Origin of the sequence: Curtobacterium sp. HSID17257 (assembly GCF_003989515.1) — a bacterium.
Taxonomy (GTDB): domain Bacteria; phylum Actinomycetota; class Actinomycetes; order Actinomycetales; family Microbacteriaceae; genus Curtobacterium.
Genome location: NZ_RBLU01000061.1, coordinates 1 through 18,008, shown reverse-complemented (window position 1 = coordinate 18,008; position 18,008 = coordinate 1). Strand labels below are relative to the sequence as shown.

Annotated in this window: 21 protein-coding genes, 1 tRNA gene and 1 pseudogene; 17 read left to right on the top strand and 6 right to left on the bottom strand. The window is 72.5% G+C overall.

All coding sequences use genetic code 11. The features are described 5' to 3' along the window. A pseudogene (locus D8M35_RS10590) lies at positions 1–478 on the bottom strand (hypothetical protein); the annotation flags it as partial. Positions 479–549: 71 nt separating this feature from the next. Between D8M35_RS10590 and D8M35_RS10585 the strand changes: the two are divergent. The 4 genes from D8M35_RS10585 to D8M35_RS10570 all read left to right on the top strand — a co-directional run bounded on the left by D8M35_RS10585 (position 550) and on the right by D8M35_RS10570 (position 3,759). Continuing rightward, entirely contained in the window at positions 550–1,380 is an 831-nt protein-coding gene (locus D8M35_RS10585; RefSeq protein ID WP_126891827.1) for an endonuclease/exonuclease/phosphatase family protein, read from the top strand. Beyond that, on the top strand, positions 1,377–1,976 hold the full coding sequence (locus tag D8M35_RS10580) for a hypothetical protein (protein ID WP_126891826.1): 600 nt from the start codon (positions 1,377–1,379) through the stop codon (positions 1,974–1,976). The genes D8M35_RS10585 and D8M35_RS10580 overlap by 4 nt, the downstream gene beginning before the upstream one ends. Positions 1,977–2,146: 170 nt before the next feature. Further along, positions 2,147–2,220: transfer RNA gene (locus D8M35_RS10575), tRNA-Pro, on the top strand. A gap of 273 nt (positions 2,221–2,493) precedes the next feature. Continuing rightward, on the top strand, positions 2,494–3,759 hold the full coding sequence (locus D8M35_RS10570; RefSeq protein ID WP_126891825.1) for an ice-binding family protein: 1,266 nt from the start codon (positions 2,494–2,496) through the stop codon (positions 3,757–3,759). A gap of 32 nt (positions 3,760–3,791) precedes the next feature. Here the strand turns inward: D8M35_RS10570 and D8M35_RS10565 are convergent, their stop codons facing one another. Next, positions 3,792–4,553, bottom strand: coding sequence for a GAF and ANTAR domain-containing protein (locus D8M35_RS10565; RefSeq protein ID WP_126891824.1), 762 nt, complete (start codon positions 4,551–4,553; stop codon positions 3,792–3,794). A gap of 409 nt (positions 4,554–4,962) precedes the next feature. Between D8M35_RS10565 and D8M35_RS10560 the strand changes: the two genes are divergently transcribed. From D8M35_RS10560 to D8M35_RS10525, 9 genes are all read left to right on the top strand, one after another. Beyond that, positions 4,963–6,063 (top strand): acyl-CoA desaturase, encoded by a 1,101-nt coding sequence (locus D8M35_RS10560; protein ID WP_126891829.1) that lies wholly within the window; start codon positions 4,963–4,965, stop codon positions 6,061–6,063. Between the two features lie 27 nt (positions 6,064–6,090). After that, positions 6,091–6,258, top strand: coding sequence for a hypothetical protein (locus D8M35_RS16850; protein WP_174234735.1), 168 nt, complete (start codon positions 6,091–6,093; stop codon positions 6,256–6,258). A gap of 12 nt (positions 6,259–6,270) precedes the next feature. Further along, the gene (locus D8M35_RS10555; RefSeq protein WP_126891823.1) at positions 6,271–7,236 is read left to right on the top strand and encodes a diacylglycerol kinase family protein; all 966 of its coding nucleotides are present in this window, start codon (positions 6,271–6,273) and stop codon (positions 7,234–7,236) included. A 274-nt stretch (positions 7,237–7,510) separates the two neighbouring features. After that, positions 7,511–8,620, top strand: coding sequence for an acyl-CoA desaturase (locus D8M35_RS10550; protein WP_126891822.1), 1,110 nt, complete (start codon positions 7,511–7,513; stop codon positions 8,618–8,620). Between the two features lie 342 nt (positions 8,621–8,962). Next, the gene (locus tag D8M35_RS10545; protein WP_066656064.1) at positions 8,963–9,427 is read left to right on the top strand and encodes an Asp23/Gls24 family envelope stress response protein; all 465 of its coding nucleotides are present in this window, start codon (positions 8,963–8,965) and stop codon (positions 9,425–9,427) included. Continuing rightward, positions 9,420–9,611, top strand: coding sequence for a DUF2273 domain-containing protein (locus D8M35_RS10540; RefSeq protein ID WP_126891821.1), 192 nt, complete (start codon positions 9,420–9,422; stop codon positions 9,609–9,611). Before D8M35_RS10545 ends, D8M35_RS10540 begins: the two co-directional genes overlap by 8 nt. Beyond that, positions 9,608–9,940, top strand: a complete 333-nt coding sequence (locus D8M35_RS10535) for a hypothetical protein (RefSeq protein WP_126891820.1) — start codon at positions 9,608–9,610, stop codon at positions 9,938–9,940. Before D8M35_RS10540 ends, D8M35_RS10535 begins: the two co-directional genes overlap by 4 nt. Positions 9,941–9,952: 12 nt before the next feature. Beyond that, entirely contained in the window at positions 9,953–10,528 is a 576-nt protein-coding gene (locus D8M35_RS10530; protein WP_126891819.1) for a DUF6286 domain-containing protein, read from the top strand. After that, positions 10,525–11,088 carry a hypothetical protein gene (locus D8M35_RS10525; protein WP_126891818.1) on the top strand — a complete coding sequence of 188 codons (564 nt, stop codon included), beginning with the start codon at positions 10,525–10,527 and terminating at the stop codon, positions 11,086–11,088. The genes D8M35_RS10530 and D8M35_RS10525 overlap by 4 nt, the downstream gene beginning before the upstream one ends. A gap of 78 nt (positions 11,089–11,166) precedes the next feature. On the opposite strand, the gene D8M35_RS10520 is transcribed toward D8M35_RS10525, so the two are convergent. Then, positions 11,167–11,694 carry a tetratricopeptide repeat protein gene (locus D8M35_RS10520; protein WP_238638188.1) on the bottom strand — a complete coding sequence of 176 codons (528 nt, stop codon included), beginning with the start codon at positions 11,692–11,694 and terminating at the stop codon, positions 11,167–11,169. Positions 11,695–11,804: 110 nt separating this feature from the next. Between D8M35_RS10520 and D8M35_RS10515 the strand changes: the two genes are divergently transcribed. Further along, the gene (locus D8M35_RS10515; RefSeq protein ID WP_126891817.1) at positions 11,805–13,265 is read left to right on the top strand and encodes a GAF domain-containing serine/threonine-protein kinase; all 1,461 of its coding nucleotides are present in this window, start codon (positions 11,805–11,807) and stop codon (positions 13,263–13,265) included. A 6-nt stretch (positions 13,266–13,271) separates the two neighbouring features. Here D8M35_RS10515 and D8M35_RS10510 read toward each other — a convergent pair whose 3' ends face one another. Genes D8M35_RS10510 through D8M35_RS10500 form a run of 3 tightly spaced genes read right to left on the bottom strand, consistent with a single transcriptional unit; the run spans position 13,272 to position 15,109 of the window. Next, positions 13,272–13,526, bottom strand: coding sequence for a zinc-ribbon domain-containing protein (locus D8M35_RS10510; RefSeq protein WP_126891816.1), 255 nt, complete (start codon positions 13,524–13,526; stop codon positions 13,272–13,274). A 34-nt stretch (positions 13,527–13,560) separates the two neighbouring features. Further along, positions 13,561–14,373, bottom strand: a complete 813-nt coding sequence (locus D8M35_RS10505; RefSeq protein WP_126891815.1) for a PmoA family protein — start codon at positions 14,371–14,373, stop codon at positions 13,561–13,563. Between the two features lie 10 nt (positions 14,374–14,383). After that, entirely contained in the window at positions 14,384–15,109 is a 726-nt protein-coding gene (locus tag D8M35_RS10500; protein WP_126891814.1) for a class I SAM-dependent methyltransferase, read from the bottom strand. 369 nt (positions 15,110–15,478) lie between these two features. Here D8M35_RS10500 and D8M35_RS16605 point away from each other — a divergent pair, with 369 nt between their 5' ends. The 3 genes from D8M35_RS16605 to D8M35_RS10490 all read left to right on the top strand — a co-directional run bounded on the left by D8M35_RS16605 (position 15,479) and on the right by D8M35_RS10490 (position 17,678). Beyond that, complete coding sequence (locus tag D8M35_RS16605) at positions 15,479–15,652, top strand: hypothetical protein (protein WP_161972641.1); 174 nt, start codon at positions 15,479–15,481, stop codon at positions 15,650–15,652. Continuing rightward, a complete protein-coding gene (locus D8M35_RS10495) occupies positions 15,649–16,698 on the top strand; it encodes a helix-turn-helix domain-containing protein (protein WP_161972640.1) in 1,050 nt (349 codons plus the stop codon). Before D8M35_RS16605 ends, D8M35_RS10495 begins: the two co-directional genes overlap by 4 nt. Positions 16,699–16,805: 107 nt before the next feature. Then, positions 16,806–17,678, top strand: coding sequence for an alpha/beta fold hydrolase (locus D8M35_RS10490; RefSeq protein WP_126891812.1), 873 nt, complete (start codon positions 16,806–16,808; stop codon positions 17,676–17,678). Positions 17,679–18,008 lie beyond the last annotated feature (330 nt).

The window sequence follows — 18,008 nt, the reverse complement described above, 5'->3', positions numbered from 1 at the left end:
CCGCCCGCCGGTCCGCCACGACCACGGTCGCCGGACGGGAGGCGTCGGTCGCCTCGGGCGCGTCGGCACCCTCCGGCGCGTCCTGCTCGGGCACGTCGGTGTCGACCGACACGTCGCCCTCGGCCTGGTACCAGTCGGCCCCGAGCCGGCGGAGCTCGCCGGCCACCCGGTCGCCGCCGTCCGCCAACAGCAGCGGCACGTGGGCGGCCGTCGCGGCGCTCGCCGCGTCTCCGATCGCCTCCGCGTCGGAGGCGGACGCCACGACCGCACCGGGAGCCGATGCGAAGAGCGCACGACTCGCGGCGACGGACCGCGCCGATGGGTCCGACTGCGCCACGAGGGCCACCGAGTCGGCGGACGAGCGCGTCAGCTCCGCGACCGTCGGGGAGTCGTCGTGGGCGGTGCAGCCGGCGGCACCGAGCAGGAGCCCGGAGACCGACAGCGCGAGCAGGACACGGGTTGGACGAGCGGAACGCATCCGATCCACCCTACGAGGGAGCGTCACGACACCCTGTGAACGCGACAGGTGTCGTCTCGTAGACAGGGTGCATGCCAGCTGCGCCGGACGACCACCCGACGATCGGGGCGGTGGTCGCCCCCGAGGTGCACTGCGCGACCCTCAACCTGAGACGCCGGGTACCGCACGCACCCGGTCACCCGGACGCGTGGGAACCTCGCCGCGACGCCGTCGTCGCGCTCGTCACCAGTGAGCAACCGACGGTGCTGGCCGTCCAGGAGGCACTGCCCACCCAGACCGCGGACCTCACCGCCCGTCTCGGGTCGCGCTGGGAGCCCGTGGTCGGCGGCCGCGGCGCGCGCGGCGGTGGCGAGGCGGTCGGGCTGTTCCTCGATCGGGAGCGCCTCGACGTCGTCGAGCGGCGCACCTGGGCGCTGTCCCGCACGCCGTCACGTCCCGGTTCCCGGTCGTGGGCGACCGCCTTCCCGCGGCACGCCGTCGGCGCCGTCGTCGCGGACCGCTCGACGGGGCTCCGGTTCCTGGCCGTCGCGACCCACCTCGACGTCGCGTCGCCGTGGGCACGGCTGCGCGGCGCGCAGCTGCTCGGTCGGATCGTCCGCGAGCGCGGGCTGCCGGCCGTCGTCATGGCCGACTGGAACTGCCCGGCCGGATCGGCGCCGTGGCGCGCACTGGCGGAGGCGGGGGTCGTGGACAGCTGGGGGCGAGCCTCCAGACAGGTGGGGGAGGCGTACGGGACGTACCCGCACTACCGGGCGCCGCGTGTCGGCGGCCGGCGGATCGACGGGGTGCTCGTCACCGAGGACGCCGTCGTCGAGCAGGTCGCGGTGAACGTCCGCCGACCGGGCGGTGTCTGGCCCTCCGACCACGCGGCCGTGCACGCGGTCGTGCGGTGGGCCTCGTGATGCGCTCGCTCGGGCTGACCTTCCTGCGCCGGCGGTTCCTGCCGGCCGACGTGGTGCGGGTCCTGACGCTCCTCAGCATCCCCGTCGCGACGATCGGCTGGGGGAGCACCTCGTTCGCGGTGATGTCGCTCGCGCTGTTCGGGGTCGTCCTGCCGCGGATGCTCGGACTCCGGCCCGCGTTCGACCTGGCGGTCTGCGTGCTGGTGCTGGTCGCCGGGTGGTCGAGCGCCCTCGAGTGGTACACCTCGGTGTTCCTCTGGGACAAGCTGATCCACGTCGTGCTGACCGGGCTGCTCGCGGCACTGCTCGCCGTGATCGCCGCGGACCTCCGGCTCGTGCCGCACGCACCGGACGCCGGGCGCGTGACCGTGTCGCTCCTGGTGTTCACCCTCGGGCTCGCGATCGGGTCCGTGTGGGAGATGTGCGAGTGGCTCGGGCACAACTACGTCGACTCGAAGATCTACGTCGGGTACGACGACACGATCGGCGACCTGGCGGCGGACGGGCTCGGCGGGCTGCTCGTGGGGCTGGTGCTGCCGTGGCTGGCGGCCGAGCGGGACGTGGTGCAGCCGCCGCCGCGCTCGCCGCAGGACTGACGGTCCGGCCCTGCCGGTCGCTCTCGTGGAGGTGGCGACGCGCCGTGGCGCGAGCAGGGTCCGGCGTCCGCTATGCTTGACGGGCTGCTCGCGCTCCGGTCGGACGCGGGTGGTGGGACACCGGCAACGGGGTTCCGAGCCTCTCGGGGCTCAGAGCTCGTGAGAGCTCACGGGCTGTGGCGCAGCTTGGTAGCGCACTTGACTGGGGGTCAAGGGGTCGCAGGTTCAAATCCTGTCAGCCCGACCGGAGGGGCGAGCGATCGTCTCAAGAACCGTTCAGAACGAAGCAGCCCACCGAGGATCTCGGTGGGCTGCTTCGTTCTCCGCGGGTCGTGCTGGGGCACCCGACGTCGCCCGTCCGCGTCACGGAGGGCGGACGCGGTTCCTGATCGTTGGCCGGTCATCTCGGAGATCGTCTCCGTCCGTCGGCGGACGGGCGCATACTGCAGGGACCGGAGATCACGTGCACGTCGTCGACGTCCGCCTTGTGCCTCTCCCGCGCAGACAGGGGCCTCCCATGGCCACGTCCCGTTTCCTCCGCCGTACCGCGTTCGCCCTGACCGGCATCGGCCTCGCCGCGTCGATGGCGGTGATGTCGACCTCCGCCGCGTCGGCGGCGACCGTGATCGACGGCCCGGTGAACCTCGGCACCGCGTCGACGTACGGCGTCCTCGGCGCGAGCGCCGTGACGAACACCGGCCCGTCTGTCGTCAACGGTGACCTGGGGCTCTCTCCCGGCACCTCGATCACCGGCTTCGGCGGTGCGCCGAACGGCAGCGTCACCGGCACCACGCACCAGACCGACGCCGCAGCGGCGCAGGCACAACGTGACACGACGACGGCGTACGACGTCGCTGCCTCGTTGTCCCCGACGCAGACCGGCCTCACCGAGCTGAACGGCCTCTCGCTCTCACCCGGCGTGTACTCCGGCGGGGCGCTGCAGCTCGCGGACAACGGTGCGCTGACCCTGGCCGGCACCGCGGACTCGGTGTGGGTGTTCCAGGCCGCATCGACGCTGACCATCGGATCGGCGAGCCGGATCACGATCACCGGTGGTGCGAGTTCGTGCAACGTGTTCTGGCAGGTCGGTAGCTCGGCCACCATCGGCACGGGCGCGCAGTTCCGGGGGACCGTGCTGGCGCAGCAGTCCGTCACCGCCACCACCGGTGCCACCGTCGTCGGGCGCCTCCTCGCCCGCACCGGCGCCGTGACCCTGGACACGAACACGATCACCGCTCCGACCGGCTGTCCTGCCCCGGGAACACCGTCCGAGGCGACCGCGCCGGTGATCACCTCCGGTGCACCCACCACGGCTACCGCCGGGACGCCGTACTCGTACACGGTGACCGCGACGGGTACCCCGACCCCGACCTACACAGCGACCGGGCTCCCCGCAGGCCTGACGATCGACAGCACCAGCGGGGTCATCTCCGGCACCCCGACCACCCCCGCCACGTCCACGGTGACGATCACCGCGTCGAACGGCACACCGCCCGCTGACGTGCAGACCGTGACGATCACCGTGCGACCGGCTGCCACCACGACGCCGACGCCCACCGCGACGCCGACGTCCGCCGCGACCCCGCCCGCCGCGATCCCGTCCGCCCCCACCAGCACGCCCTCCGGGACCGCTGCGGCTGTCCGCGGGAACACCCCGACGGGTGAGCTGGCGTTCACCGGGAGCGATCCGGCGCTTCCCCTCGGCATCGCCGCAGCGCTCCTGACGGCGGGTACCGCGCTCACGTTGGTCCTCCGGTACCGCCGTCGCACGAGCCGCGTCTGACGCTTCCACCCCGGCACGCGCCGGTGTGGCGGTCAGGTCAGCGCATCGGGCGCGGGCCGTCCTGCCGCACCGGCGACGAGGTCGTCGAGGTCGAGCGATCCGTCAGCCACGGCTGCGGCAACGTCGCTGAGCTTGCGCTGCGTGGTCCGCGCGTACCGGCGGAGGACCTCACGGGCAGTGTCCACGTCGACGGATAGCGCCCGGGCGACGTAGCCCTTGGCCTGTTCGACGGGGACCTTCGCGTCGAGCGCGTGCTGCAGCTGGGCAGCGGTCACCGTGGCGTCCGTCATCGTGCGCTGCTGCAGGATGCTGATCGTCGCAACGTCCGCGAGGGCCTGCGCGGCGCGGGCGTCGGCGCCGTTCAACGCTCCTGCCTGCTCACGGAACAGGTTCAACGACCCGATCGTCTCGTCGCGCAGCCGCATCGGGATGGCGTGAACGCTGCGGTACCCGTGGTCCTTCGACGCCGCCGCGAACCGAGGCCATCGTGCGGTCAGCGAACCGACGTCCTCCGACGTCACCAGCTCCCCGGACGTCACTGCGGTGATGCACGGCCCCTCGCCTGCGTTCAGCTGCAGCAAGCCGATGAAGCCACTGCGTTCGCTCGTGGACGCCGCAACCTCGAGGACACCGTCCTGGTTCAGCAGGTGGATGGCACCGGCGGCGGCGTCGAACAGCTCCACCGAGCGATCGACGAGGGTCTGCAGCACGTCGAGGACGTCGTAGTCGGCGACGAGGTTGTCGGTCAGGGCCACGAAGGTGTCGACCAATCGCGTCTCGCGGGTGTCGGTCATCAGCAGGGAGACTCCTTCACGAACACCACCGTAGTGGGCGGTGCGGACGCGGCAGGGCAGTCGTCGACGCGCGCGATCGTCCGGCGACTTGCACGGCACGCTCCACTCGTCCTAGCGTTGTCCACGAGCTGCCCCTGACCCCGGTCGCCGGAACATTCCTCGTTCCGTTGCATCCCGGGAGGTCCAGACATGGCGCAACACCGAAGCCCGCAGGCACTTGCGTCGACACGGCGTTCCGCCGCGCCGACGATCCGTCCGCGCACCAGCGAACCGGCAGCGGTACCGCCGCAGATACGCAGGACACACGTCGGCACCCCGAGGACGAACGACCGACCGCTCGACCCGGGACAGCCGCGGAACTGACGCTGCCGGAACACACGAAAGGAACACCGTGACCGCCGAGAACACCATGGCCGGCCACTTCCGCCCGACGGGCCCCACCCCCGGTGGCGCCCGGACCGGAGGCACCTCCACCTACTCGGCGCTGCTCGCGCAGATCAAGGACGCCGGTCTCCTGCGTCGGCGCCGCGGCTTCTACTGGACCCTGTTCAGCGGGCTGGTCCTCGCCACAGCGGCGTGTTGGGTGGTGTTCGCACTGCTCGGTGACTCGTGGTTCCAGTTGATCGTGGCGGGAGCGCTCGGTGTGATCTCCACGCAGTTCGCGTTCCTGTCGCACGAGGCTGCGCATCGTCAGGTGTTCGCGTCGCAGAAGTGGAACGACCATGCCGGCCGGTGGCTCGGCACGTTCCTGGTGGGTTTGAGCTACTCGTGGTGGATGAACAAGCACACCCGTCACCACGGCAACCCGAACACGGTCGGGAAGGACCCGGACATCGCTCCGGACGGCATCCGTTTCCTGCCGGAGGACGCTGCGGCGGCGAAGGGCCCGTTGATGCGGACCTTCCTGCGGTTCCAGGGGTGGCTGTTCTTCCCGCTGCTGACGCTCGAGGGGCTCAACCTGCACCGGTACGCGGTGATGTCGATCGTCACGGGCTCCGGCACGAAGGCCGACGTGCGGCACCGCTGGCTCGAGGGCGGCCTGCTCGTCGCCCGGTTCGGCATCTACCTGACGGTCGTGTTCTGGTTCCTGCCGTTCGGGATGGCGTGCGCGTTCCTCGGTGTGCAGCTGGCGGTGTTCGGCGTGATGATGGGCGCCTCGTTCGCGCCGAACCACAAGGGGATGCCGACGATCGCGCACGATGCGAAGGTCGACTTCTTCTCGCGGCAGGTGCGGACCTCGCGCAACATCCGGGGCGGTTGGTGGGTGTCCTTCCTGATGGGTGGGCTGAACTACCAGGTGGAGCACCACCTGTTCCCGTCGATGCCGCGCCCGGCCCTGAAGCAGGCCCGCCTGCTGGTGCGGGACCACTGCGACACCCTCGACGTGCCGTACACCGAGACGACGCTGCTGCGCTCCTACGGGATCGTCGTGCGGTACCTCAACCGGGTCGGGCTCGCCGCCCGCGACCCCTTCGCCTGCCCGCTCGTCACCGAGCTCCGCATCCACTGACCACCACCCGTGACAGGAAGTACCTCCATGAAGACCGTCATCGTCCTCCTCACCCTCTGGCTGATCCTCGCCGTCGTCGGCTTCGCACTGAAGGGCCTGCTCTGGCTCGCGATCATCGGCATCGTCCTGTTCGTCGGAACCGTGGTCTTCGGGGCCGTCCGACGCTCCGGGAACACGGCCGAGCGCACCGACTGACCGGGCCGACCAGTGCAGGACCCCGCACGGCAGCGGACCGCAGCCGTCGTCATCAACCCGGTCAAGACCGACCCGGAGCGCCTGCGCGCCCTCGTGGACGCGGAGGCAGCCCGCAACGGATGGGCACCCGCCCGCTGGTTCGAGACCGCCGCCGACGACGACGGCCGCGCCGCTGCACGTGCAGCCGTCCAGGCCCGTCCGGACGTCGTCCTCGTCGCCGGCGGTGACGGGACCCTCCGTGTCGTCGCCGAGGAACTCCGCGGTACAGGTGTCCCGGTCGCGCTCGTCCCGAGCGGGACCGGGAACCTGTTCGCCCGGAACCTCGGTCTCACTCGCAACGACGTCGGAGGTGCCGTGCACAACGCGTTCACCGGTACCGACCGGCCGATCGACGTCGGGCTCGCCGAACTGACCGACGCCGACGACTCGACCACCACACATGCGTTCCTCGTCATGGCTGGTGTCGGACTCGACGCGAGCATGGCGGCGGACACGAACGCCTGGGTCAAGAAGCGCTTCGGGTGGGTCGCGTACTCGGACCCGATCGCCAGGTCGATCGTCGGGAACCGCCACATCGCCGTCCGCTACGCCCTCGACGACGGCCCGACCAGGACGATGCACGCGCACACCGTCATCGTCGGCAACTGCGGCACCCTCACCGCCGGCGTGCTCCTCCTGCCGCGCGCCGAACCCGACGACGGCATCCTCGACGCCGTCGCGTTCCGGCCGAACGGCTGGTTCGGCTGGACGAAGATCGGCTCCACCCTCACGCTCAACCGCTTCTTCTCCCGCACCGGCTTCGGGCGGCTGCTCGCGCGCTTCCTCCCTCGTTCCCGGGCACTGCCGACCACCCGTGCGCGGAGCCTCCGTCTCGAGCTCGACGAACCGGAGCAGATCCAGCTCGACGGAGATCCGTTCGGTCGTGTGACCGCCGTGACACTGACCACGCACCGCCACGGGTTGACGCTCCGCGCCTGACCGCGACGCCAGCGCAGGTGGTCCTCGGCGCCCCCTCGACAGCCGCAGGCGTGGGCGCAGCCGCGGGCGCACGGCGGATCGCCGCCGGTCGCCGGACGGGAGGCCCGACGCGCCGCCGCCACGCGCCTCCCGTCCGTCACCGAGTGCGTTTCCCGGACGTGCGCGCGCCGTCCAGGCGTTCTCCCGGTTCCGTGACCTACGGTCGCTGGAAGCGCGGATGCGTGAACTCTCCGGATCGGTCGAAGGATCGCTCACCACAGAAGGTCGGTCCTCGATGACGACCACCCCGCTCGCCCCCGGTTTCACCCGGACCCGTCCCGGTCCCGGCAGCCGCAACGGCACGTCGACCTACTCCGCGCTGCTGGCGCAGGTGAAGGAGAACGGCCTGCTCCGACGGCGCACCGGCTTCTACTGGTCCCTCTTCGGCAGCCTGGTCGCCGGCCTCGCACTCGCCTGGGTGGCGTTCGCGTTCCTCGGTGACTCGTGGTTCCAGTTGATCGTGGCGGGAGCGCTCGGTGTGCTGTTCACGCAGTTCGCGTTCCTGTCGCACGAGGCTGCGCATCGTCAGGTGTTCGCGTCGCAGAAGTGGAACGACCATGCCGGTCGGTGGCTCGGGACGTTCCTGGTGGGTTTGAGCTACTCGTGGTGGATGAACAAGCACACCCGTCACCACGGCAACCCGAACACGGTCGGGAAGGACCCGGACATCGCCCCGGACGGCATCCGTTTCCTGCCGGAGGACGCCGCGGCGGCGAAGGGCCCGTTGATGCGGACCTTCCTGCGGTTCCAGGGGTGGCTGTTCTTCCCGCTGCTCACGCTCGAGGGGCTCAACCTGCACCGGTACGCGGTGATGTCGATCGTCACGGGCTCCGGCACGAAGGCCGACGCGCGGCACCGCTGGCTCGAGGGCGGCCTGCTCGTCGCCCGGTTCGGCATCTACCTGACGGTCGTGTTCTGGTTCCTGCCGTTCGGGATGGCGTGCGCGTTCCTCGGTGTGCAGCTGGCGGTGTTCGGCGTGATGATGGGCGCCTCGTTCGCGCCGAACCACAAGGGGATGCCGACGATCGCGCACGATGCGAAGGTCGACTTCTTCTCGCGGCAGGTGCGGACCTCGCGCAACATCCGGGGCGGTTGGTGGGTGTCCTTCCTGATGGGTGGGCTGAACTACCAGGTGGAGCACCACCTGTTCCCGTCGATGCCGCGTCCGGCGCTGAAGCAGGCCCGTCTGTTGGTGCGGGACCATTGCGACACCCTGGACGTTCCGTACACGGAGACGACGCTGCTGCGCTCGTACGGGATCGTCGTGCGGTACCTCAACCGGGTCGGGCTCGCCGCCCGCGACCCGTTCGCCTGCCCGATGGTCGCGCAGCTCCGCATCCACTGACACGACCCAAGACGCAGTCGACGGACGGGAGGCGCGACACCGGACCGGTGGCGCGCCTCCCGTCCGTCGTCTGTGTGCGGCTGCGTCGACGGGCAGCTGCGTCGATGTGCGGCTGCGTCGACGTGCGGCTGGCGGACGGAGCGCACCGGCGCTGTCCGGTTGCGCACCGCAACGCCCGCACCGAACTGCGTTCGGGGTACAAGAACGGCCCGAGAAGCCCGTTTCCTGGGGAATCGCCCGATGTGGAACGGGGGACGTGACGAACCTCGGTGTCAGCCCGTCTCATCCGTGAACAGCAACCGCTGGGAACGAGTCCCGGCGGGCACTCGAAGGGAGCAACCAATGGCTGACACCACCACCACCTCGACCACTCCGGCGACCGCTTCGGCGGCGTCGCGCTCGGCCGTCCAGAACGGTTCGGGCACTGCGGGCAAGACCACGATCGACGACACCGTCGTGTCGAAGGTCGCCGGCATCGCCGCGCGTGAGGTCAACGGTGTGCACTCGCTGGGCGGCGGCGCTGCTCGTGCGATCGGCGCGATCCGCGATGCGATCGGGCAGCGTGACCACGGTCAGGGCGTCAAGGTCGAGGTCGGCGAGAAGCAGGTCGCGGCGGACGTCGTGATCGTCGCGGAGTACCCGGTGTCGCTGCAGCAGGTCGCGGACGGTGTCCGTTCGTCGGTCGCTCGTGCGCTGGAGCAGATCGTCGGTATGGAGGTCGCCGAGGTCAACGTGACCGTCCAGGACGTCTTCATCCCGGGTGACGACGACGACAACGACGACAAGAAGGAGTCCCGCGTTGAGTAACACACTCGTCGGCGCGCTGATCGGCGCCATCCTCGCCGTCGTGGCACTGCAGTTCGGGTTCTGGGGCTTCGTCCTGGTGGTCGTGTTCGGTCTGATCGGTGCCCTGGTGGCCGCGATCGCGACGGGCAAGATCGATCGTGGTGCCCTGACCGACGTGCTGACCGGACGCCGGAGCTCCCGGTGAGCGCCGGCCCGGTAGGAGTCGACGCGACTGCCGTCCCGGGCCGCGTCGAGATCACCGCACGAGCGCTGACGGCGCTGGCGCGGGCAGCCGCGGCCGAACAGCTCGGCGTGCCCGCGAAGCGCCTGCGAGTGGGACTCGACGACGACCGGGGGTCCATCGCCCTCGACGTCACGGGACCCATCCGCGAACGAGCCGACATCGTCGGGGCCGCCTCCGCGGCCGCCGATGCGGTGGGCCGCAGGGTGGGCGAGTTGTCGGGACGCCACGTGGGTCGGACCCACATCGAACTGACCGGGATCCTGCGTGTGCACGAGGGCAGGGTCCGGTAGGAGGAGGCAAGCATGAGCACCGAACAGCTCGAGAAGCGGCTGCGTCGTCGCAGCATCCACCGGTCCCGGTCCACCGCGGTCGCGATCACCCTGGTCGTCGTCGCGTTGGTCGCGGCGTGGATCGGCACCGAAGCGGTCCTGAAGGCCACCGGGCAGCAGCCGCTGCTGGCGGACCCGCAGACCGTGGCCGACACCGCCCTCAAGCCCGACGCCGCGTTCACCACCATCGCCGAGGTCATCGCCGCTGCCCTGGTGATCCTCGGCATCATCCTGATCGTCCTCGCCCTGAAGCCCGGCCGGCAGCCCCGCTCCGGGATCGACCGTGACCGCGGTGCGGTCGTGATCGACACCCGCATCCTGGCCTCCACCGCCGCCAACGCCGCAGCCCTGGCAGCAGGCGTCCCGGAAGCCAACACGAGCGCGTCGGCTCGGGGGCACCGCACCCAGGTGCACGTGGTGCCCCTGTCCGGCATCCCCGTCGACGCCAGCGCCGTCGAGGACGCCGTGCAGGACCGGCTCAGCCGCCTCGGCGGCAAGCACGGCACGTCCGTGAAGGTCACCGTGGAACAGAAGGGAACCCTGGCATGACCACCACCAACCGCGGCGTCAACCGGGTCCTGCTGTTCCTGATCGGCCTGATCGGCATCATCGTCGGTGTCACCATCGGCGCCGGGGTCCTGCAACCCGTCCGCGACGCCCTCCGACAGGTCATCACCCTGCCGGAACAGGTCACCGTCCCCGACCAGGCACTGTGGATCATCGCCGGGGTCTGCGCGGTGGTCATCGTCCTGGCGGTGATCGTGGTGTTCACCCGCGGTGGCGGCGGCACCAGTGTCGCGGTCCGGGAACGCACCGGCGAGGACCAGGTCACCGTGAACGTCGCGCTCGTGCGGGACGTCATCGACCACGAACTCACCGGCATCCACGACATCGTCGGCTCCAAGGTCGACACGTACCTGGTGAAGAAGACCCGCGCCGCACGCATCAAGGTCCACGTCCGCCGCGGCGGTGACGCGGTCACCGTCCTCGACGCCGTCGACCACGCCCTGACCACCCTCGACCAGACCCTCGGCCGCAAGATCCCGGTCCTGGTCCACCTCACCGGCGGCACCCGCACCGCACTGGCACGCACCACCCGCGTCCAGTAGCCACACGGGCGGCCTGACGACGGACGGGAGGCGCGGTGCCAGCTGGCACCGCGCCTCCCGTCCGTCGTGGTGCCGGGCCTACTGCGGTCGGTCGGGTCCGGTCAGCGCCGCCGCGTAGGCGCGCACCGACCGGTTGTACCGGGGGAGCGTCGGTTCGACCGCCTCGATCGCGACCCGCAGCGCCTCGTCGACACGGCCCGCGCTGTGCAGCGCGAGTGCGAGGAAGACGCGCGGCGCGACGCCGGTCGCCGGGTGCAGCGGTGCGTCCTGCAGCATCACGATCGCCTCGTCGACCCGACCGAGGTTCCGCAGCGTCGACGCGTGCTGCACCACGAGCCGCGCGGCCCGGTCGGGGTCGACGTCGGCGAGCCCTGCCGCGGTCGCGGCGGCGTACTGCTCGTGCGCCGCCGCCTCCTGCCCACCGGAGTCGTGGGCGCCACCGAGCTCGAACGCACCGAGCGCAGGGTGGGGTGCGACGGCCGCGAGCTCACGCATCCGGTCGATCCGGGTCCGGTCGTCCACGGTGTCGTCGGCCCAGAGCGCGGCGACGTGTGCCTCCCAGTCGGTGTCGGACGGTCGGGTCTGCGGGGTCGAGGAGTCGCTCACCCGGCCACGGTAGCGGCAACCGTCAGTCCGGTGGACGTGCCCTTGCGCGCATCCGCGGCACCGGGGTGCGAAGATGCATCGTTGCCCACCGACAGGACGACGAGGAACCCATGGGACACGACGACGCCGCGCCGCTCCTGGACCGCCGCTACCGGCTCGAGCAGGAGATCGGTCGGGGCGGCATGTCCGTCGTGTACCGCGCGACCGACGAAGTGCTGCACCGGCCCGTCGCGGTGAAGCTCTTCCATCCGGGCTCCGTCGACCTGGCACGGCAGGAGGCCGAGCTCGGCGTCCTCGCGGCCCTGGAGCACCACGGACTGGTCGGGCTGCTCGACGCAGGCGTCGTCGACGTCGTCGGGAGCGGCCCCCGGCGCTTCCTCGTGATGTCGCTCGTCGTCGGACAGGACCTGGAGGCCCGGCTCGAGGTCGGACCGCTCTCCGCGAAGCACATCGCGGAAATCGGCTACGACATGGCCGAGGCGCTCGAGTACATCCACCCGCACGGCGTCGTGCACCGCGACATCAAGCCCTCGAACATCCTGCTCGTCGACTACGGCACCGGGTCCGACCGGGCCCGTGCGCGGCTGACCGACTTCGGGATCGCCCTCGCCGCCGGGGTCGAACGGCTCACCGCGGACGGCGTCACGACCGGTACGGCCGCCTACCTCAGCCCGGAGCAGGCGCGCGGCGCCGACGTCGGTCCCGCCAGCGACGTGTACTCCCTCGGCCTCGTGCTGCTGCAGTGCTTCACGCGGCGCCGTGAGTTCCCGGGGTCGCTCGTCGAGTCCGCCATCGCCCGGCTGTCGCGTGACCCCGTCGTTCCGGAGCCGCTGCCGGAGCACTGGAAGCACCTGCTCCGCGCGATGACCGCGCAGGACCCGGCGGACCGGCCCCTCGGCGCGCAGCTCGTCGCGATGCTGCGCGACGTCGTCATCACCGAGAGCGCCGCCGGCGACCCCGCGACCCCGGGGGTCCTGACCGACGCCGCTGCGACCGCTGCACCGGTGGACGTCGCACCGGCCGGCGCTGCGGCGGCGCACGCCGCACCGGTGGACGCCGCACCGGTGAACCCCGCACCGGCAGGGGCCCGCCCGGCCACGTTCGACTCGCTCCCCGAGGAGTCGCTACAGCGCACGGTCGCGATGGCGGCGCGCCTGTTCGACGCTCCGATCGCCCTGGTCGACGTGCTCGACGAGGACCGTGAGTGGTCGCAGTCGTGGATCGCCGAGGGGGTCGACGAGGCGGCGCGGAACATCAGCTTCCGCAGCGGCTTCGCACCGGTACCCGTGCCCGTGGTGATCCCGGACGGTTCACAGCACCCGGAGATGCGGCAGAGTCCGCTCGTCACCGGGCCGCTCGGCATCCGGTTCTACGTGAGCGTCCCCCTGCTCCGGCACGACGGCACCGCGGTGGGCACCCTCGCCGTGCTCGACGTCCGGGCGCGCGAGGCGTCCGAGGCCGACCTGGCGAACCTCCGCGACCTCGCGGCACTGGCCGTCACGCAGCTCGAACTGCGCCAGGAGGGGCTGCGCACCACGAGCGACGCCCTCCCGCTCGACGGCGCGCACTGACGCGCGTCAGGCGCCCGGTCGGCCGTCCGCCCACGCCACGGCACGGTCCGCCTGCTCGGCGGTGATCCGGGTCACGGCACCGCAGTTCGTGCACTCGTTGCGGTGCGAGCGCGACAACGGGACGAGCGGGACGAAGAACAGGCTGAGCTTCGTCGTGCGTCGCACGACCCGCTGCGCCGCCAGGACGCCGCAGACCCCGCAGACGAAGCGGACCACGGTGAGCAGGGTGTCGGTGCCGCGGGTGCCGAAGATGAGGAACACACCGCGAGGCTACGCGGGCGACGCGGACGGACCGTCAGCCGTCGGAGACCGTCACGCGGAACGACCGCACGAGCGGCTCGTCGGGCCGGACGAGGACGGGGGAGCGCCAGGCGAGTGCCGAGCCGACCGCGGGGTACTCCGCGACCCGGACGAACCACGCGTCGCGGTGGTCCAGCGCCTCGACGAGCACGTGCGCCCGTTCCCCGTCGAAGGACCCGGTCCACGCGATCCACGGTGTGACCGAACCGTGCACGCGGTCCTCGCCCGCACCGTCGGGGGTGCGGACCACGACGTCCGTGCAGCGCGCGAAGCGCAGGAACCAGCCGCCGTAGCCGGCCCCGGCGCGACCGTGGCTGCCCGGACTGCCGAGCTCCACCGGTCGGTCCCCGGGCGCCCGGAACGACGAGGTCCACAGGAGCTGCCAGCCGTCGGGTGCGGCACCCCACTCGAGCGTGCGGTCCTCGTGCAGCAGGAGTCGACCGCCGGGGTCGTGCCAGTCGACCTCCGACCGCAGTCGCGGACCGTCCGACGCCGCGGACGCGACGGTCGCGGTGCCGTGGTCGTCCCGCCACCGGTACCCCGCACCCGGCACGAAGGTCGGCCCACCCCAGCAGTTGACGCCGTCGACGTCGGGCAGCGCGACCCCGAGGCCCGAGTGCCAGGGGTGGTCCTCGGGGTGCCGGTCGGTGAGCACCACGCCGCCGAGGGTGCGCACGGGGTGCAGGAACGGTCGCGGCACGCAGGCCTGCGGGAGGTCGGCGCCGTCGAGCACCTCGCCCACCCGCGCACCGGTGACCTCGAGCGGACCGCGAGCAGGGTCCGATCCCGCCGCACCGTCCGTCACCACGGGACCGACGCTACGCCCCGGCCTCCCCGGGCCGCCGCCGCACGAGCACCACGCTGTCGACGGTCTCGTGTCGCTCCCCGTCCGGCCCGGTGGCCGACCGCGGTCGTCCCTCTGCCGCCAGCACGTCCCACCCGTCGTCCAGCTGCAGTGCCGCGAGGTCCTGCTCGGGCGTGGGGAAGCGGTACGCCCGCATCTCCTCGGGCAGGTCGCCGTGCGGCGGCGCGGCGTGCGCGGTGACGAGCAGGTACCCGCCAGGAGCCACGGCCGACGTCGCCCGGTGCAGGATCGCGTCCCGCGGGATCTCGACGGGCCACGACTGCAGGAAGGACGCGGTGACCAGGTCGAACCGCTCCTCGACCGCCGGGCCCCAAGTGGCCAGGTCGGCCGCGACGAACCGTGTCCGCTCGGCCACCCCGGCCTCGGACGCCGCACGCTCGCCGCGCTCGACGGCGGTCCGGGACAGGTCGACACCGGTCACCGTCCAGCCCTGCTCCGCGAGCCAGACGACGTCACCGCCCTCGCCGCACCCGAGGTCGAGCGCCCGCCCGCTGCCGGCGGGCAGTCCGACGACGACGTCGGCGAGCACGGCGTTCACCCGGCCGGACCAGATGCCGTCCCGCTCGGCGTACCGGGCCTCCCACCAGTCGCGGGCCGTGGCGCCCCCGCCGCCGGGAGCACCGTCCGGTCCGGCATGGGGGTGTGCATCGGCGTGGGCGGAGGCGTCGGGCGCGTGCATCCACCCAGTGCACCGCGCGGCGGCGCACGCCGCAAGCATCCTTGCCGGACCGGCAACACGGTCGGTCGCGAGCACCTGCCGGACGGGAGGCACAGGGTCGCCCGCCCCGCGCCTCCCGTCCGTCGTCGTCCGTCGCACACCGGACCCACGGTCGGCGACGTTCCGTCCAGAGTGCGCGGTCTGGGTGTCCGGTGTCCGTGGCCCGACGCACCGGCGCGTACCGTCGCCGGCACGACGAGATCGTCCGGCGGCCACGTCACGCGGGAGCCGCCAGGGTGGACGCGGCGGCGCACGCCAACGCGGTGCCGCACCGCCCCGACGCTCCGGACGGCGCAGGACGCCAGACGGTCGTGATGCAGGGAGCACGACATGTCGACGTACCAGGCAGACGAGCGGGTCGAACCGGTCCGCGTCACCACCTACCGGCACCTCCGCCGCGCCGCACGCCGCGGCTGGGCGGTACCGGAGGGAGCCCCGGCGCCCTCGCTGGCCGACCTCGCGTGGGCCCGCGGACCCGGTCGCGGACGCGGCGACCGAACGTGATCACCGCGACCCAGGACCCGCCTGCCGAGGACCGACCGACCGAGCAGCGCCGGACCTCGGTGCGCGAGGTCGTGCACAGCGGTACGGAACCCGACGAGGCCCGCGCCCTCCACGAGGACGTGTACGCGGGCCACCACCTGTGGTCCCGTCCCGACGGCGACACGCCGTTCACCTACCGGTACCGCTCGACCGGGGACGGGCTCGTGAGCCTCCGGACCTCGTCGGTCTCGGCGCACCACGGCGGCGAGCTCACCCCAGGACGGCACTACCTGCTGGCCTGGTCGGTCGAGGGCGGTGTCGTGCTCGACGCGGCCCGCGAGGACGGCGTCACCCTCCGCCCGGGCGTCCCGGTGATGTGCCCGGCCGGTCGTCCGTTCACGATGACGGCACCGCCCGGCACCGTGCACCTGGTGCACTTCGACGCGGACTTCCTCGAGGCCGTCGCGGTCGTCGGCGGCGCGGCCGCCCCCGTACCGCTGGCCTTCCCGGTCGCCGTCCCGTCCGCACGGCTCGCGCCGCTGCAGCGCACGCTGCGCGAGCTCGCCGCCCCGATGCTCGACGTCGACGTGGTCGACGGGGCGCGGGCGGTGCTCGACCTGCGCCTCGCCGAGGCCGTCCTCGAGGCGTTCCGCCCCGCCGCCGACGGCGGTGTCCCGGACGTGCCTGTCGCCATGCTCGAGCGCGCCAAGGCGTACATGTACGCGCACTTCGCACGCCCGCTCAGCGCCTCCGAGATCGCCGCCGGCGCCGACACCAGCGTCCGGACCCTGCAGGAGACCTTCCAGCGGCAGGAGGCCTCGACGCCGACCGCGTTCCTGCGGGACCTCCGGCTCGACAAGGCCCGGATCGCGCTGCAGCTCGCCGACGCACGGGAGACCTCGGTGGCGGCGATCGCGTCGTCCTGCGGCTTCCGCCACATGGGGCGCTTCTCCGGCGCGTACGCCGCACGCTACGGCGAGCACCCGGGCGAGACGTTGCGGGGGCAGCGACGGATGATCGCGGTCGCGAGTACCCCCGGTCGGACGCGGTGGTCACACCCGGACTGACCCCGTCGGCCGACGGCTGTCCGGACCCGCAGGTCCGCCGGGAGGCACCCGGCGCGTCCATCGACCAGCCCCGGTCCGCCCCATGGTGCGCTCGGTAGCGTGCAGGGATGCAGCGGACGTCACCGAGCACCGGGACCGGCGGGATCGCGGTCGCCGTGCGCGGCACCGGCGTCCCGGTCCTCGTCCTGCACGGCACCCCCGGCGGCATCGCCTCCGCGGAGGCGATGGCCCGGTTCCTGCCGTCCGACCGGTTCCGCGTCGTGACCCTCGCCCGGCCGGGCTACTCGGGGACGACCCTCGAGCCGGACCACCCGTCACTCGACGACGAGGCCGACCGGTACGTGGCGCTCCTCGACGCGCTCGGCATCGACCGCGTCGCCGTGCTCGCCTGGTCCGGTGGTGGTCCCGCCGCCTACCGGTTCGCGGTCCGACACCCGGACCGGGTCCGCACGCTCGTGGTGGTGGCCGGTCTCTCGGCGCGGTGGGTCCCACCCGAGCCGTCCTTCGCCGAGTGGGTGGTCGCGTACACGCGTGCGGGTGCGGCGCTCGCCGCGTTCGCCGCGCGACTGCTGCCGTCCGTCGTCATCCGCACCGCCGAGGCCGGCGTCAGCTCGCTGCGCGGGCGGGCGCTGACCGCGCACGTGGCGGACGTCCTGCACGACCGACCGCGCCGCCGGGTCCTGCTCGACCTGTCGTCGAGCGGCAACGCGGGCGGGCGCAACCGTCGGGGGTGGGACAACGACGTGCGCGTGCTCGGGGCGGTGGACGACCTCGAGCTCGGGGCCGTCCGAGCGCCGACGCTGCTGGTGCACGGCGACGCCGACACCGAGGTCCCGATGGAGCACAGCGCTCGCGCCGCCGCGGTCGTGCCCGAGGTCGAGCTGCTCACCCTGCCCGGCGGCACCCACTTCGGGTTGTGGGACCACCACGACGCCGCCGACGTCCAGGAGCGGGTCCGCGATCACCTCGCGCGCGACTGACCGCTGGACGCCGCCCCTGCGGATCCGGCAAGGCTGAGACGAACCGCAGGAACCGGGCAGTCCTGCCCAGGCGGACACAGGTTCGTGACCAATACGTTATCTTCCCGAGTCGGTCGACCGCCCCGTCGTCCGCACCGGAAGGAACCATGGGACGACACGCACTGCCCGCAGCCCACGACGGCGCACGGTCGGCAGCACCCGAGCCGGCCGACCGCGGACCACTCGGACCCGAGTCGCCCGTGCGCGGGTCGGTCGCAGCCGAGTCGCCCGCGCCGTCCGCTCCCGGGGCGGTGGCACCCACGGAGCCGCGGCGTCCCCGTGGCCGTCGGG